Below are 15,278 nucleotides of genomic sequence, written 5' to 3'. Positions count from 1 at the left end.
AATTGGGGGAAGACCTATTGGGTCGTATCCCCTCGCATACCTCGCTTAAACTCTTTTCTCCGGGGATATTTAGGCCATTCCCATCAGGATGGAAGGAGTTTCTATGAAACGTATTCTTATTGCCTTATCTTTGTTATGTGTGCCATTATTGGCATTCTCTGAAAATAAAATCAAAATGGTAACATACTTTCCGGTGCCGTATGTGGCATACAGCAAGATTAACGCCAGTAAACAATTAGACATAGGCTTAACATCCGCCTGTGAAATGAACCTGGGCTGTTCAGAGTCCGGCGCATTGGGAACGCGTCCGTTACAGGCCACAACAGTTAATTTGAACCGGGGGAAGCTGGATTTAAACACGGCTTCTGCCGTAAAAAGCACGAACGTAACTTTGGGGAGCGGTTCTGGAGAGGCAAATATAGACTTCTCTGCAAACCTGCGTATCGGCACGTTAAACAACGGCTACAGTTTGGAAGCTACGGATATGAACGTAAGTTCGCTTACATTATTTCGCAGTCATATGTCTTCGGACAGTGCGGCGAAGTTCCCGTCGTGCGCGGCGACGGGTGCCTCTGGCGCGCCGCAGGTATCTTGGCAGAAAGTAAAACTCAAGAAAGCGGAAGAAGTGTATCTGGTATGCGGCAATCCGCAGGAATCGGTAAAAAAATATAAATGGGTACAGGTAAGCTCAGACCGTACTTATGGACGCGGCTATGGGTGCGACAATCAACAGCAGGATGGTTGCAATGGATGTGACAAAGGCTGTTCCGAAGCTTTTGACAGCGGCGAGTGCTTTACAAACGCCGCCACCAACCAGTGTTCTACTCCGGGCGCCAAATGCGAAGAAACACGCGCCTGGCTGGACCCGCAGTATAGCTGCGATGACTGCGAAATCGTAACGTATTATTACGAGTGTCAGGAAGCCTAAAGGGGTTCTGATATAATTTAATTGCAAGGCCCCGGCATTTGTGCCGGGGTTTTATGTATTGGGTGCCTTCGTGCGCGGCGTGCTTTATAAAAACAGCGGCCGGCTGGTTTAACAGCCGGCCGTTCGGTTCCTCAAGCAAAAAGAAAGGGAATTGCCTTTCTTTCTGCCCGCTCCGTTTTTGGTTTGCTTTAGTTGTAACCCTAATTAATGGGTATCATTAATTAAGATTATTTTAGTATAACTAATTTAAACTACAAATTCAAGAGGTTTTTTCAACGCTTCAAAAAGGCGTGTTTTTGGGGGCCGCGCGCGTGCAGGAACCGGGATAAATTAGTAGAATGGTATATATGGATGTAATTGTATTTATACCGATTTTATTTTTTTCCATTGTACTGCACGAGTTCGCCCACGGACTGGCGGCCTACCGCATGGGAGACGACACCGCCTACCTAAGCGGCCGCCTGACGTTAAATCCCGTCAAACACGTTGACCTGATTGGCACGCTGGCCGTCCCCGCGCTTTGCTGGCTGACGGGTATGCCGCTTTTCGGCTGGGCCAAACCGGTGCCGATTAATCCGATGCGTTTTCCGTCGCCCCGGCGCGATATGGGCAAGGTGGCTTTTGCCGGGCCCGCCGTCAATTTAACGCTGGCCGTGATATGCGTGCTGGTGATGAAAATTTTAATTCTTGCGCAGTCCCATTTCTCCGTGCATACGCTGGAACAGGCGTTCCGGTTTTTACAGTACGGAATGTTTATCAACGTGTTTTTGGCCGTGTTTAATTTAATCCCGATTCCGCCGCTGGACGGCGGGCGCGTCCTTACCGCGCTGCTGCCGGTGCGCGCGGCGTATGCGTATGATTCGTTTTTCGGCCGCTACGGCATGTACGTGGTGCTGGCGCTTATTTTGACGGGGGGCGTAAAATACATCCTCCTGCCGCCGACGATGTTGATTGTGGGGCTGTTTTCCAAATTTTTAATGTAAGCTACAAGAGGTATTTATGAAAAGTGATAAAATTGTGCTGTCCGGTATGCGCCCTACGGGCAAACTGCACCTGGGCAATTTCCACGGAGCGCTTAAAAACTGGGTGGCGCTGCAGGACAAGTACAACTGCTATTTTTTCGTGGCGGATTTGCATTCCCTCACCACCGCTTACGACCATACCGAAAACCTGGCCGCTAACAGCGAGGCGATGCTGATTGACTGGCTGACCGCCGGGCTTGACCCCCAAAAATGCACCATTTTTATCCAGTCCGACGTGCCGCAGGTAAGCGAACTCAACACGCTGCTCGGTATGATTACGCCGCTGGGCTGGCTGCTTAGAAACCCGACGTATAAAGAGCAGATTCAGGAACTTTTAAAACAAAAATACGCCGGCCAGCTGGACGAAAAATCGCTGGGCGAAAAACTCAGCTCCATCGCCGGGGACGAAGATATTTCTTCGTTCGGCTTTCTGGGTTACCCGGTGCTGATGGCGACGGATATCCTTATCCAGCAGGCCGCTTACGTACCCGTAGGAAAGGACCAGACCGCGCACCTGGAAATCGCGCGCGATTTGGCGCGCCGCTTTGCCGAAGTCTACGGCGAACAGGTGTTTACGGAGCCGGAACCGCTGTACACGAACGTGGCGCGCGTGCCGGGCATTGACGGGCGCAAAATGTCCAAATCCTACCACAACACCATTACGCTGGGTGAAGACATTGACTCCGTGCGCAAAAAAGTGATGGCGATGTTTACCGACCCCAACAAGAAAAAAGCCAACGACCCCGCCAACCCCGAAGGCTGCGTGGTGTTTGCTTTCCACCAAATTTATAACCCGAACGCCGCCAAACGCTGCGAAGAATGCAAGGCCGGCGCCATTGGGTGCGTGGCGTGCAAAAAAGAATTGTTTGCGCTGATGGAACCGGAACTCAAAGCGTTTTCCGAGCGGCGCAAAACGTTTGAAAACGACAAAGCGCAGCTGGACAAAATTGTGGCCGAAGGGCGGGAACGCGCCGCGGCCAACGCCGCCAAAACGCTTGCGGCCGTTAAGAAAACGATGAGGCTGGTTAAATAATGATTACGCCCGCGCCGATAAATGTCCACATCAACGTGTTTGAAGGCCCGATGGACCTGCTGCTGCACCTGATTAAAAAAGACAACCTGGACATTTGCGACATTAATATCGCGGAAATCACCAAGCAGTACCTGGATTATTTAAATGTAATGAAGGAGCTCAACCTGGAGGTGGCGGGCGAGTTTTTGGTCATGGCCAGCACGCTGATGCAGATTAAAGCCAAAACGCTGCTGCCCTCCCAGGCGCCGACCAGCGAGGACGAAGGCCCCAACCCGGTTAAAGAGCTTATCGCCAAGCTGGTGGAATACCAAAAGTACAAAGAAGCCAGCAAATTCCTGGAACAAAAGTTTGAGGAAAACAAAGACAGTTTTTACCGCTCCGCGCCTATTTTTGACGACGGGGAAAAAGTCATCAACCTGCAGATGTTTGATTTGCTCTCCGCCGTCAAGCGCGCGTTTGAACGGCTGGACGAACGCAAACGCATTGAACTGTTAAAGGTGGAAGAGTTCCCCATTGAAATGAAAATGGAAAAAGTGGTGGAAATGTTTAAACGCCGCGAATGGGTGCTGCTGGACGATATTTTTGTGGGCGAGACCAAAAAGCGCGGCGTTATTACGTGCTTTATGGCGCTGTTAGAGCTGATGAAAATTAAAAAGCTTATCGCGCGCCAGGACGAAAAGCTGGGCCAAATCCGGATTTATTTAAACCCGGAAAACAAAGATAAAGATTTTAAAACCCTGATGCACGGCGACGCCAATTAGCCGCCCCGGAGGATTTTGATATGCAGACCGAAGAACAACTCCAAGAAGAACAAACCGCCGCCCCGGAACAATCCGCGCCCGAAGCGCAGGCCGCTTTGGCCGCCGGGGAACCTGCCGCCCTGCAGGCGCCTCCGGCGCAGACGCCTGCCGGCGAAGAGGCCGCCCAGCCCTCCGCCGCGAAAGAGGAAGAACCTTTTGAACTGGTGCCCACCAGCGAATTTAAACAGATTGTAGAAACGCTTTTGTTTATTACCGACCGGCCGCTTAAACCAAGCCGCATCGCCGACGTAATTGACGGGGTGGACGCGCGCCGCGTGCGGGAGATGATTTTGGAAATCCAGTCCGACTATATCCGCCGCAACAGCGCGGTGCAGGTGGTGGAGCTGGGAGGCGGGTTTCAAATGTCCACTAAGCCCGAATACGGCCGCTGGGTGCGCCGCCTGTATAACGAAAAAATGACCGCCAAACTCTCTAACGCCGCGCTGGAAACGCTGGCCATCGTGGCGTACAAACAGCCCATCACCCGCGCGGAGATGGAAGCCATCCGCGGCGTGGACGTGGCGGGCCCGCTGGAAAGACTGTTGGAGCGCGCCTTGGTGCGTGTCGTCGGTAAGAAGGACACGGTGGGCCGCCCGATGGTATACGGCACGACGGACGAATTTTTGCGTATGTTCGGCCTTAACAAAATTTCCGACTTGCCGGACTTGCAGGTGTTTGCGTCCAAAGCCCTGCACGAAAAACAGGAAGATTTGCCGTTTGGAGAGCCGCTTCCGCCTTTGGCGGAGCCGGCCATTATCCCGGTGGAAGAATTGGAAGGGGAAGAAAAACTGGAAGTGCTGGATTCCTCGGCGGATCCGTTCTTCTCCCGCACCAGCTATAACCGCGGAGACTTTTTTTCTGACGGCTCCGCCGCGCCCGAAAACCTGGCGCAGGCCGTCAAATCCGCCGAAGAGGCCGCCCCCGCAGAAGCGGGAGAAAACGCCCCGGCGCTGAACGAAGACGAAGACCCCGTCGCGCGTATGCAGGCAGAAGTAACCGTGCCCGACAACGAGCTCGCTTCCCTGCAGACCGAACGGGAAGAATCCGCCGCCGGACCGCAGCAAGAAGCCGTACCCCAGGAGGAAAAATAATATGAATATCGTTTTGGCCGCCAGCGAGGCGTTTCCCTTTTGCAAAACCGGCGGACTCGCCGACGTGGTGGGCGCGCTGTGCCAGCAGTTCGCCACGCGCAAAGGCAATAAGGTGCTGCTGTTTCTGCCGCATTACCGCAACATTGTGCGCGTGTCGTCTTTAAAAGTGGTGCCCGGCGTGTATTTAATTCCCGTCGGAGACCGGATTGAACAGGTTTCGCTTTCTTACATCAACTGGGGCAATGTGCTGGTGTTTTTTGTGGGCAGCCGCAAATACTTTGACCGTCCCGAACTTTACCGCACAAAAAACGGCGAATACCCGGATAATGACGAACGCTTTATTCTGTTTAACCGCGCCGTGCTGGAAGGCTGCAAATTTATCGGTTTCCGCCCGGACATTATCCACTGCCACGACTGGCAGACGGGGCTTATCCCGGCGTATTTAAAAACCGTCTATAAATTAGACGCGTTCTACACTCGCACCCGCAGTCTCTACACCATTCACAACATTGCCTATCAGGGGCATTATCCGTATTCTTCCTTTAAAAAAGCGGGTTTCCACCCGGTGGATTACACGCCGGACAAATTTGAATACTACGGCGGCATCAGCTTTTTAAAAAGCGGCATCGTGTTTGCCGACAACATCAACACCGTCAGCCCCAACTACGCCCGCGAGGTGCAGACCGACCCCGCCATGGGTTTTGGCCTGGAAGGCCTGCTGCGTTACCGCAGCAAGAACTTCTGCGGCATCGTCAACGGGATTGACACCGAAGTGTGGGACCCGGAAATTGACCCGGTGCTGCCCATCGGCTACGACGTGAGCGAATCGGTAAAAGGCAAGCTGGCGGCCAAGCTGGCGCTCCAGCAGCAGTGCAAACTGTCGCAGGAGCCGGACAAGCCGCTTATCGGCATTGTGTCGCGCCTGGATTACCAGAAAGGGCTGGATATCGTCGTCAATTTGATTGAACGCTTAAAAGGACGCGTGCAGTTTGTGGTGCTGGGCATGGGCGACCCGATGCTGGAAAAAGCCTACCAAAGCCTGGCGCGCAATAATCCCGCCTGCGTCAGCTATAACGGCCGGCTGGACGAAGATTTGGCGCACCGCATTTACGCGGGTTCGGATATGTTTTTAATGCCGTCCCGGTTTGAGCCGTGCGGGCTGTCGCAGCTAATTGCCATGAAATACGGCTCGCTGCCGATTGTTTCCAAGGTGGGCGGCCTCGTGGATACGGTACGGGGCTACCGCGAAGGAAATGAAGAAACCGCCACGGGCTTTTTCATTGACACGTTTAACGAAAATGGCATTTACGCCACGATTGAAAAAGCGCTTTGCGTATTTAACGACCGCCAGGTGTGGACGCGCCTGGTCAAAAACGCCATGCGGCAGGATTTGTCGTGGGACAAATCGGCCCAGGCGTATTTGGAACTGTACAGAAACACTATCGTTTAGGAGAACAGACATATGAATATCCGCCGCGCGGTTTTTACCCTGTTTGCAAGCGTATTTTTAGCCGGCACCTTGTCGGCCGGGGACGTGAAGAACGTCATCTGGGTCATTGGGGACGGCATGGGCCCGGAGGCTATGGGCTTCTTTATGCAGGGCGTGCGCTACGCCAATCTGGAGGAATACCCGGAAAAAGTCTCCCACCTGGAACGCCTGATGAACGGCGGCACCTGGGGGCTGTTCTTTAACAATACGTACGACACCGTCGTTACCGATTCTGCCGCGTCGGCCACGCAAATGGCTACGGGCAAATTTTCCCGCCCGGAATTTATCGGGATGGATTACAACAGCCAGGCGGCCGAAACCCTGCTGGAAGCCGCGCGCAAACAGGGCAAAGCCGTGGGCGTAATTACCGATACCTACGTAACGGACGCGACCCCCGCCGGATTTACCGCGCACGCGCAGAACCGCAACCAGAAAATGGAAATCGCGCGCCAGCTGATTGACTTCGGGCCGGAAGTGATTTTAGGCGGCGGCTTGCAGTATTTCAATACCGGCGAAAATAAAAAATTACTGCGCGACGCCAAGAAAAAAGGCTACCGCGTGGCGTTAAATAAAAAGGATTTATCCAAAATCAAATCCGGCAAAGTGCTGGGCTTGTTTGCCGACCAGGCTATTCCGATGTCTTTGGAGCTGGATATGTACCCGCAGATACCTACATTAACGGAGCAGACCCAAAAAGCCGTGGAACTGTTAAGCAAAAACGAAAACGGTTTTGTGCTGGTGGTGGAAGCCGGCAAGATTGACTGGGCCGGCCACGCCAACGACGCGGGCGCGTGGTTCCACGAAATGAAAACGCTGGATAATTTATTGGGTTATTTAAAGTCTTACGCGGACGCCAACGGCGACACGTTAATCTACCTCAACGCCGACCACGACACCGGCCTCGGCGCGTTTACCTACCGCCATTTGGGCAAGCAAAAAGCCATGGAAAAAACCGCGCAGGGCGAAGTGCTCTACGGCGGAGACGTGGACTATGCTTCGTTTGAAACGTTCCGGCAGTTTGCCAAACAGAAACGCAGCTTGTACAATTTAGAAAAAGAACTGCAGAAAATGCCGGCGGAAAAACTGACGCCCGAATACCTGCAGGAACGCCTGACGGAAGCGATGGGCTTTGCGGTGGACATCAGCCGTTTTGAAAATCCGTCCGACGTAAGCGGCTTGTTTAAACAGTTAAACGAGTCCCGCGGGCTGGTGTGGGCTACGCCGTCGCACTCGTCGCTGCCTGTTTTAAGCGTGGCATACGGCGAAGAAGCCGATGAATTTTCCGGCGTTTACCACAATACCGACATTTTGCCGCGCATGAAAAGCGCGCTGGGCTGGAACGCCGACTAACGGAGAGGTTTATGGACGATTTCTTGGAAGAGAAAAAGCAGCCGGCCCAGGCGCCCAGGCACGTTTTCCGCCTGCACAGAAGGCTGTTTCTGTTGGTGTTTGCAGTGGCGGTGCTGCTGCAGAGCCTGGTGTTTGTGGATATGCGCCTGAAGGATTATTATAAGGAGCTGGACGGCAGTTTTAAACTGATTTTAACCGTCAGCGGCCGGGCGGACAACGCCGCGCTGGAGCAAATGGGCGAATCCTTAAACCAAAAGGCGGATATTACGGCCGTGCGTTTATTCTCTCCGCAGGACGCGCTGGAAGCCGTCAAACGCCAAAACCCGCAGCTGACCGAAGCGCTTTTGCTGATGGGCAAAAACAAAATGCCCGCGTATTTTGATTTAAAATTAAACTATAAAGCCATCAATAACATCCGCCCGTTTGTGGACAATCTGGCTACGGAATATCCGGCCCTTACGCCGCATTACAACGCCCAGCACGCCGCCCTGCTGTTCTACACCGGGCTGTGTTCCAAACTGCTTAATCTGGCGGTGATTTTTGCGCTTTTGTTATTCCTGGCGTTTATGTTTTTGGTGGAAGCGTATCCGGGCGGCCGGGGGCGCGCGCATTATGCGGGGGGCGCGGTGTCGGGCGTATTGGCGGGGCTGGCGTCGTGCGTATTTTTTGCGGTGCTGGTGTATCCCACGGGCTTTTTGGCCGAGGCCGCGGCGCAGTTTACCACGCCGGGGCGGCAGCTGTTGATGCTGGCGTTTTGCGGACTTTTCGGGTGGACCTTATCCAAATGGCAAAAATTTTAACCGTTTTTCTGGCTTTGATGGTTTGCGCTTCGCCGCTTTTTTGCGACGAAGCCGCCGACCGCAAACGTGAAATTGAAAAGCTGAAAAACGAAGCCGCGCAAAAAGAAAAAGAACTGAAAAAGTACCGCGAGCAGGAAAAGAAAATTTCCAAAGAAATTTCCGCGCTGGAGGACCAGAAGGTCCGCGCGCAGCGGCTGAAAAACAAGGTGGAGTCCGACATTACCTACGTGGAGCAGAACCTGCTGTCCATTGAGGAAAAACGCGCCGCGCTGGAGCGCAGTATGCCTATGTGGCAGGGCGTGGTGGAAGAAGAACTGGAGCGTTATTACTTTACGCCTTCCTGCGCGTATTGCCCGGGCGGATACAGCCTGGAGCAGGATATTTTCGTCAACCGGATGGTTACGCACAAGGCCGCGTTTGCCGCCGAACTTAAAAAAGAAAACCAAGAGGCCAAAGAGCGCATTCATTCCTTTGAAGAACGCAACCGCCGGCTGTTGGAGCAAAGCTCTAAAATCAAGGAAGAACAGGCGATTATTTCGCAGTCTTTTAACAAAAAACAAAAAGATTTGGACGTTACCAAACGCAAAGCCGACGCCGTGCGCAGGGAAATTAACGAACTGAACAAATCGGCGGCGGAGCTGAACAATTTGCTGGCTTCGTTTGAGCGCAAGCGCAAAGCGGCGGACGCGAAAAAAGCGGCCGCTTCCAAAACGCCGGCGAAAAAGACGGGCACCGGCCCCAAGATTGACGCGGCGCGCAAATCGCTGCCGTGGCCGGTGGAGGGGAAAGTCATCAGCAAATTCGGCAAAGAGTACCGCGCGGATCTCAATACCTGGATTTTCCGCGACGGCATTAAAATCGCCGCCAAATCCGGCGAGCCGGTGCGCAGCGCCGAAGCCGGCAGCGTGATTTACGCCGGGCCGTTCCGCTCGTACGGCAACGTGGTGATTGTGGACCACAACAAAGGCTTCTTTACGATTTACGGATTTATAAAAGAAATTAGCGTCAGCGTGGGCGATAAACTGCCCCAGCAGGGCGTGCTGGGCACGGCGGGGCGGGATACGCAGTCCTCCTCCGGCACGGGCCAGAGTGCGGTGTATTTTGAAATCCGCCAGGGCACCACGGCGGTGGACCCGCTGGAGTGGCTGAAATAACGATTTAAGAGGGATACTATGAAATCAAAAAAATTGAGCCGTTACGCCGTTTTAGCGGCGGTGTTGTTTTTTGTGGGGACGCTGTTTCCGTACGCTTACGCGGCGGCGGACAACAGCCTTAAACAGCTGCGCACGTTTGTGGACGTGCTGGAGTTTGTAAAAGAAAACTATGTGGAAACGACCGACACCGACAAACTGATTTCCGGCGCCATCAAAGGCGTGGTAAACGAACTGGACGATTTTTCCCAATACCTGGATCCGAAAGATTATAAAGATTTAAAAAACGACACCCGGGGCGACTTCGGCGGCCTGGGGATGCGCTTGCAGATGGTGGACGGCTTTGTAACCGTCATGACGCCCATGCCGGGCACGCCGGCGTTTAAGGCGGGCGTGATGCCGGGCGACCGCATTCTGTTTGTGGACGATAAAGACCTGGCCGGTATGCGCCTGGATGACGCGGTGGAGCTTATGCGCGGGCCGGTGGGCAGCAAAGTCAAAATCACCATCAGCCGCAAAGGCGAAAAGGACGCTTATAAAAACCTGCCGGACTTCCATTTTAAACGCGAACGGATTGTGCCCGAAGTGGTGTACCACCGGATGCTGCCGAATAAGGTGGGCTACCTTTATATGGTGGATTTTTCCGGCCACAGCACCGAAGAAGTCAAAAAGGCGCTGGCGGACCTGCGCAAACAGGGGATGCAGTCCCTGGTGCTGGATTTGCGTTTTAACCCCGGCGGCCTGTTAACCGGGGCGGTGGACATTTCCAAACTGTTTTTGGGGCCGGATGAAATGATTGTCTACACCCAGGGCAGAAAGCCGGAGTATTATCAGGAATTTAAAACTTCCGCCAAGCCCGAATACCCGGACGTGCCGATGGCCGTGCTGGTGAACCAGGGTTCGGCGAGCGCGAGCGAAATCGTCTCCGGCGCGTTGCAGGACAACAAGCGCGCGTTTGTGGTCGGCCAGCGCACTTTCGGCAAAGCCAGCGTGCAGCAGGTGCTGCCGCTTTCCGGCGGCGCGGGCCTGCGCCTGACGATTGCCAAATACTACACGCCTTCGGGCCGCCTGATTCAGCGCGACTACCGCGACAAATCCAAAGCCGACGAGGGCGGCATCCTGCCGGATGTGGAAATAATCGTTCCCGCCGACGAGGAAGCCAAAGTATTTATGCAGTACAACAACATCGTGCATACGCCGGGCCAAAAAGCCCCCGTCGTGGAATTTAAAGAGAAAGACCCGGTGCTGGATAAAGCCGTGGAAATCCTGACCGGCAAAATTACGCTGGAAGACGCCAAGGCCCAATCCCAAAAAGAAGCCGCGGCGCGCAAAGCCGCCAAAGACGGCAAAAACAACAAAGCCGCCGCCCAAACAGAGGCGGAAAACTAATTTATGAAGAAAGATTTTACCATTTTGGGCATTGAATCTACGTGCGACGAAACCTCCGCCGCCCTGTTAAAAGGCGGCCGGGAAATCGTTACGAACGTGATTTATTCCCAAATTGACGAACATAAAAAATACCACGGCGTCGTGCCCGAACTGGCCAGCCGCGCGCACGCGGCCAAAATCGCCACCGTGGTAAACGAAGCGCTGGGAAATCACCCCGTGGACTGTATTGCTTTTGCCAGCGGCCCCGGCCTGCCCGGCGGGCTGATGGTGGGGCGCGTGGCGGCGGAGACCCTTGCAAATTTTAAAAAAGTGCCTATACTAGGAGTAAACCACCTGGAGGGGCACATCTTTGCCTGCGATTTTGAAGGCTCCGCGGTAAAGAACCGGCTGGAGTTCCCCCTGGTGGCTTTGGTCGTTTCGGGGGGGCATACCGAGCTGTGGTACGTCAAAGGCTACGGGGAGTATAAAGTCCTCGGCAAGACGCGCGACGACGCCGCCGGCGAAGCGTTTGACAAGGTGGCCAAACTGCTGGGGCTGGCTTACCCGGGCGGGCCGCAGGTTTCCAGGCAGGCGCTTTCGGGCCGGCGGGACGCAATTCATTTTCCGCGTCCGCTGATGCCCGGCACGTGGGAATTTTCGTTCAGCGGCATTAAGACCGCGGTCAGCTATTATTTGCGCGACCATAAAGATTTCAGCATTCCCGACGTGTGCGCCAGTTTTGAAGAAGCCATGGTGGAAACCCTGGTGACCAAAACGCTCCTGGCCGCCAAAAAGTATAAGGTGCGCCATATTGCCGTGGGGGGCGGCGTGGCTGCCAATACGCTGCTGCGCGAACGGATGCAGAGCAAAGCCGCCGGGGCCGGCATAGAGGTGCATTTTGTGGAGCGTAAACTGTCCTCGGACAATGCCGCCATGATTGCGCTGGCCGCTTATAAAAAATTGGAGCACGCCGAAAAAACCGGCAAGCCGATTAAGAAAAATATAGACATTAATCCCAATATGAAAGTGCGCAGCTGGGATTAACAAGGAGTTTCAATGATTTTGTGGGCTATGCCCGATTCGGGCGATAAAACCAAAGAGGATTATTCCTCATTCGTCTCGCTCTTTAAGAAGGAAAACCCGTCTGTGGACGTTACCGTGCGCGTGTTTACGCGCAACGTGCTTTGGCGGCGGATGTTTACCATTAAACATCCGACTCACGAAGAAGAAATTCCGGATTTGATTCAGGTTCCGCATTACTGGACCGCGCTCTTGGTGCGCGAAGGCGTGGCGGAAAACCTTTCGGAGCTGGATCCGGGCCTTTCGCTTTCCAGCTGTCTCGTGCCGCTAAAAGCCCACTGCTACCAGCCCGGCACCAAAGACATTTACTCCTACCCCTGGTGGTTTGATTTAAGCGCGCTCCACTACCGGGCCGACCATTTAAAACTGGTTACTTCCAAGCCGGAACACGATTTGGCCACCTGGGACGGGCTGTTAACCGTCTGCGAGGCGCTGCGCGAAAAATTCAAAGACACACCCGGCTATTACCCCATGCAAAACAGCGACTGGCGCGGCTCGCTTTCCGTGCGCAACGCCCTTCCGTGCATTTGGGGCAGAGGGGGGGATTTGCTGTCGGCCGATTTGGGCACCACGCTCGTGGGTACGCAGGCGTTTAAAGAAGGCATACGCGACTACGTCAACCTCGCGCTCAAAAACTATATGCCCATCCTGCGCGAGCGCGGCTCGCTGGGGACGGTGGTCTCCGGCAAAGCCAGTATGATGATTTCCCGCAAGCAGGGCGTAAGCACCTTTAACGCGCGCCGGGGCATCCGCGTGCGCACCCTGCCGGTGCCGACCACGGGGAACACGTACTATTCCTACCTGTCGGGGATGAACCTGTTTATTAATAAACTTTCCAAAGATAAAAAGAACGCGTTAAAATTCATCAAGTTCTGCGCCCGGCCGGACAACCAGCTGCGCTACGCGGCGATGATAGACGCCTTTCCGGCGTTTGAAGACGCGTTTGAACAATTTATTTTCTCCTCCACCCAGCGTTTGCAGACGTACAGCAACATCCTGGCTTCCGCGCGCACCCTGCCCAATATTACCGTTACGGGTACGATTATGGAAATTTTAAAACGCATCCTGGCGGTCTGCGCCACGCAAATCGTGGAAGAACGGTTTACGCAGGCCTCTTTGGACCGGGAGCTGGACCTCGCCGCCAAAGAAATTGAATACCTGCTGTCCATTTACGAGGGCTAGCTTATGTTTGACAAAAAATCCTATACGCTTTATAAATTCCACAAACAGCTGAACCAATCGTTCCAAAATAAGCGCGAACTGCTGGAATGCGCCCTGCCGGCTTTGCGGGATTTGTTTAAGCTGGACCGCGTGTATTTTTTTGACTGGCAGCAGGAGCGCGCGCTGCTGTCTTTGCGGATGATGTGCAAAAAAGAATACTGTATGGATATGCAGGAAGACATTTCCGTCTTAAACGAACCGGTGTTTTTAAAGCAGCTGCTGCAAACCGGCATTACGGAAACGACCGATTTAAGCTATCCCGCCATTTATATGCTGGTGCGCTGGGAACGCCCGAGCGTGGAACTAAAAGCGGGGGAAGTGCACAATTATATGCAGGAGAAAGTGGGCGTGCTGCGCCTGGAACGCTTCCGCAAAAACCGCGTGTTTACGAGCGAGGAAAAGGAACTGATTAAAGCGCTGGGGCTGGAAATTTCCCACAACCTGCGCAATACGGAAATTGACCAGGCCAAAAACCAGCGTCTTAACGTATCCACGGCGCTGAACGATTTATCCACCATTTTCGCTTCGTCTTTACGGTTGAACGACGGCCTGGAACTCATTTTAAAAGGCGTGCAGAAATACTTCCGCTTTGACCGCGTGCGCCTGTATCTGACCGATTCGGAAGGGAGCAAAATCAAATCCGTGCTGGGGGCGGACATCTCCGGCAAGGTAACCCAGCAGGACGGAAAGACGCTTGCGGAAGGGGAGGAAAACCTGCTGCGCGAAGTGTTTGATTCTTCCGCCACCTACCGCTCCACCCGCAGCGTAATTTATATTCCGCTTAAAGTACAGCGCACCAAAGTGGGTTTTTTGGCGTTTGACAATATCCTCTCCCGCCGCCGCATCGGGTATATGGATTTTATTTCGCTTCAGCAGTTTGCCTCGCAGATGGCCCTGGCCATTGACAACGCGCGCCTGTTTGAACGCGTGCAGGAGCTTTCCAACTACGACGAGCTGACCAAACTGCCCGTCCGCCGTTACTTTAACGAAAAATTTGCCGAAGAAATCTACCGCTCCAAACGTTTTGATTTGACGATGTCCCTTATTATTATGGATATAGATTGGTTCAAACAAATCAACGACGGCTACGGCCACCAAATCGGCGACTGGGCGTTAAAAGAAGTAAGCCGCGTGATTCGCACCAGCCTGCGCCAGACCGACGTGCCCTGCCGCTTCGGCGGGGACGAAATGGTGATTATGCTCCCGCGCACCAACGGCGAAGAAGCGAAAATCATCGCCAAGCGGTTAAAAGACCGTATCGGCGCCATTACCCTGCCGGACCGCTACACCGAAGGCAAAGCCGTACACCTGAGCGTAAGCCAGGGCATTTCCTCCTTTCCTTTTGACGGGCAGACGCCCGAAGCCCTGGTGGAAAAGGCCGACAAAGCCCTCTACGTAGTCAAGCAAAACGGGCGCGGCAGCTTTGCCGTATACCGCGAAGTGGCCGAACAAGCCGCCGCGTAACCGGACGCGATTTTGCGTTTGCATTTTTGCATGCCGCGGGATTACCGCGCGGTAAGACGGAAAAATTTCCAAAAAACAGTTGACAACTAGCGCAAAAGTTGCAAAAATTTAAGAGTATTATGTCGGCGTCTGTTTATATTTATAACCAGTCGCCTTCTTGCGTGCATTTATTCGGAGCGCAAAAGATTTGTAAAAACTTAAATTTTGAGAAGGGAAATTGGTCCCCCAAATGGATACTTACACAATGAATAAAATCAAAAGTTTACTTCGGGTTTTCCTGGGTAGAACGGTGCTTTGCGCCGTTTTAACCGCGTTGTTCGTCGCGGCGTCCGCGCCGCTGTTCGCCCAGCGGGCAGACGTTCGTTACGCCGGGGTATTTTATAATAATGGCGGTACTACTTTGAAAAACCAGTATTGCGATTGGAGCAATGCCTCTGGAGGTGGTTACAGCATTACGGTCTCAAAAACTGGAGACGCCAAC

The 15,278-nt window shown here is 53.7% G+C and carries 13 protein-coding genes; all 13 read left to right on the top strand.

Annotation, left to right across the window (positions count from 1 at the left end):
- Positions 1-103 precede the first annotated feature (103 nt).
- The 13 genes from ACQY36_RS01770 (at position 104) to ACQY36_RS01710 (ending at position 14,797) form a co-directional block, all read left to right on the top strand.
- A complete protein-coding gene (locus ACQY36_RS01770; protein ID WP_428077459.1) occupies positions 104-928 on the top strand; it encodes a hypothetical protein in 825 nt (274 codons plus the stop codon).
- A gap of 347 nt (positions 929-1,275) precedes the next feature.
- Complete coding sequence (locus ACQY36_RS01765) at positions 1,276-1,911, top strand: site-2 protease family protein (protein WP_428077458.1); 636 nt, start codon at positions 1,276-1,278, stop codon at positions 1,909-1,911.
- A 16-nt stretch (positions 1,912-1,927) separates the two neighbouring features.
- Positions 1,928-2,983, top strand: coding sequence for a tryptophan--tRNA ligase (trpS, locus tag ACQY36_RS01760; RefSeq protein WP_428055507.1), 1,056 nt, complete (start codon positions 1,928-1,930; stop codon positions 2,981-2,983).
- On the top strand, positions 2,983-3,744 hold the full coding sequence (locus ACQY36_RS01755; protein WP_428055509.1) for a segregation and condensation protein A: 762 nt from the start codon (positions 2,983-2,985) through the stop codon (positions 3,742-3,744). The genes trpS and ACQY36_RS01755 overlap by 1 nt, the downstream gene beginning before the upstream one ends.
- Positions 3,745-3,764: 20 nt before the next feature.
- Positions 3,765-4,874: an SMC-Scp complex subunit ScpB gene (gene scpB, locus ACQY36_RS01750; RefSeq protein WP_428077457.1), complete on the top strand. Its 1,110-nt coding sequence runs from the start codon at positions 3,765-3,767 to the stop codon at positions 4,872-4,874.
- Between the two features lies 1 nt (position 4,875).
- Entirely contained in the window at positions 4,876-6,324 is a 1,449-nt protein-coding gene (locus tag ACQY36_RS01745) for a glycogen synthase (protein ID WP_428070970.1), read from the top strand.
- Positions 6,325-6,336: 12 nt separating this feature from the next.
- Positions 6,337-7,713: an alkaline phosphatase gene (locus ACQY36_RS01740; RefSeq protein WP_428077456.1), complete on the top strand. Its 1,377-nt coding sequence runs from the start codon at positions 6,337-6,339 to the stop codon at positions 7,711-7,713.
- Between the two features lie 11 nt (positions 7,714-7,724).
- Positions 7,725-8,513 (top strand): hypothetical protein, encoded by a 789-nt coding sequence (locus ACQY36_RS01735; protein ID WP_428077455.1) that lies wholly within the window; start codon positions 7,725-7,727, stop codon positions 8,511-8,513.
- The gene (locus ACQY36_RS01730; RefSeq protein WP_428077454.1) at positions 8,498-9,667 is read left to right on the top strand and encodes a murein hydrolase activator EnvC family protein; all 1,170 of its coding nucleotides are present in this window, start codon (positions 8,498-8,500) and stop codon (positions 9,665-9,667) included. The genes ACQY36_RS01735 and ACQY36_RS01730 overlap by 16 nt, the downstream gene beginning before the upstream one ends.
- Positions 9,668-9,685: 18 nt before the next feature.
- A complete protein-coding gene (locus tag ACQY36_RS01725) occupies positions 9,686-11,053 on the top strand; it encodes a S41 family peptidase (protein WP_428070964.1) in 1,368 nt (455 codons plus the stop codon).
- A 3-nt stretch (positions 11,054-11,056) separates the two neighbouring features.
- A complete protein-coding gene (tsaD, locus tag ACQY36_RS01720; protein WP_428070962.1) occupies positions 11,057-12,076 on the top strand; it encodes a tRNA (adenosine(37)-N6)-threonylcarbamoyltransferase complex transferase subunit TsaD in 1,020 nt (339 codons plus the stop codon).
- A gap of 12 nt (positions 12,077-12,088) precedes the next feature.
- Positions 12,089-13,294, top strand: coding sequence for an extracellular solute-binding protein (locus ACQY36_RS01715; RefSeq protein WP_428077453.1), 1,206 nt, complete (start codon positions 12,089-12,091; stop codon positions 13,292-13,294).
- Between the two features lie 3 nt (positions 13,295-13,297).
- Positions 13,298-14,797 (top strand): GGDEF domain-containing protein, encoded by a 1,500-nt coding sequence (locus tag ACQY36_RS01710; protein WP_428077452.1) that lies wholly within the window; start codon positions 13,298-13,300, stop codon positions 14,795-14,797.
- The last annotated feature ends 481 nt before the right edge of the window (positions 14,798-15,278 follow it).

Origin of the sequence: Candidatus Avelusimicrobium alvi (assembly GCF_958451995.1) — a bacterium.
In the GTDB taxonomy this organism is placed as follows: Bacteria; Elusimicrobiota; Elusimicrobia; order Elusimicrobiales; family Elusimicrobiaceae; genus Avelusimicrobium; species Avelusimicrobium alvi.
This window is presented reverse-complemented; position numbering and strand designations above follow the sequence as displayed.

Excerpts from the sequence above, each read along its gene's own strand:
- ACQY36_RS01755 (WP_428055509.1), top strand. The coding sequence starts at position 2,983 with ATGATTACGCCCGCGCCGATAAATGTCCACATCAACGTGTTTGAAGGC.
- trpS (WP_428055507.1), top strand. The coding sequence starts at position 1,928 with ATGAAAAGTGATAAAATTGTGCTGTCCGGTATGCGCCCTACGGGCAAA.
- ACQY36_RS01765 (WP_428077458.1), top strand. The coding sequence starts at position 1,276 with ATGGATGTAATTGTATTTATACCGATTTTATTTTTTTCCATTGTACTG.
- ACQY36_RS01735 (WP_428077455.1), top strand. The coding sequence starts at position 7,725 with ATGGACGATTTCTTGGAAGAGAAAAAGCAGCCGGCCCAGGCGCCCAGG.
- scpB (WP_428077457.1), top strand. The coding sequence starts at position 3,765 with ATGCAGACCGAAGAACAACTCCAAGAAGAACAAACCGCCGCCCCGGAA.
- tsaD (WP_428070962.1), top strand. The coding sequence starts at position 11,057 with ATGAAGAAAGATTTTACCATTTTGGGCATTGAATCTACGTGCGACGAA.
- ACQY36_RS01730 (WP_428077454.1), top strand. The coding sequence starts at position 8,498 with ATGGCAAAAATTTTAACCGTTTTTCTGGCTTTGATGGTTTGCGCTTCG.
- ACQY36_RS01725 (WP_428070964.1), top strand. The coding sequence starts at position 9,686 with ATGAAATCAAAAAAATTGAGCCGTTACGCCGTTTTAGCGGCGGTGTTG.
- ACQY36_RS01770 (WP_428077459.1), top strand. The coding sequence starts at position 104 with ATGAAACGTATTCTTATTGCCTTATCTTTGTTATGTGTGCCATTATTG.
- ACQY36_RS01740 (WP_428077456.1), top strand. The coding sequence starts at position 6,337 with ATGAATATCCGCCGCGCGGTTTTTACCCTGTTTGCAAGCGTATTTTTA.
- ACQY36_RS01715 (WP_428077453.1), top strand. The coding sequence starts at position 12,089 with ATGATTTTGTGGGCTATGCCCGATTCGGGCGATAAAACCAAAGAGGAT.
- ACQY36_RS01745 (WP_428070970.1), top strand. The coding sequence starts at position 4,876 with ATGAATATCGTTTTGGCCGCCAGCGAGGCGTTTCCCTTTTGCAAAACC.
- ACQY36_RS01710 (WP_428077452.1), top strand. The coding sequence starts at position 13,298 with ATGTTTGACAAAAAATCCTATACGCTTTATAAATTCCACAAACAGCTG.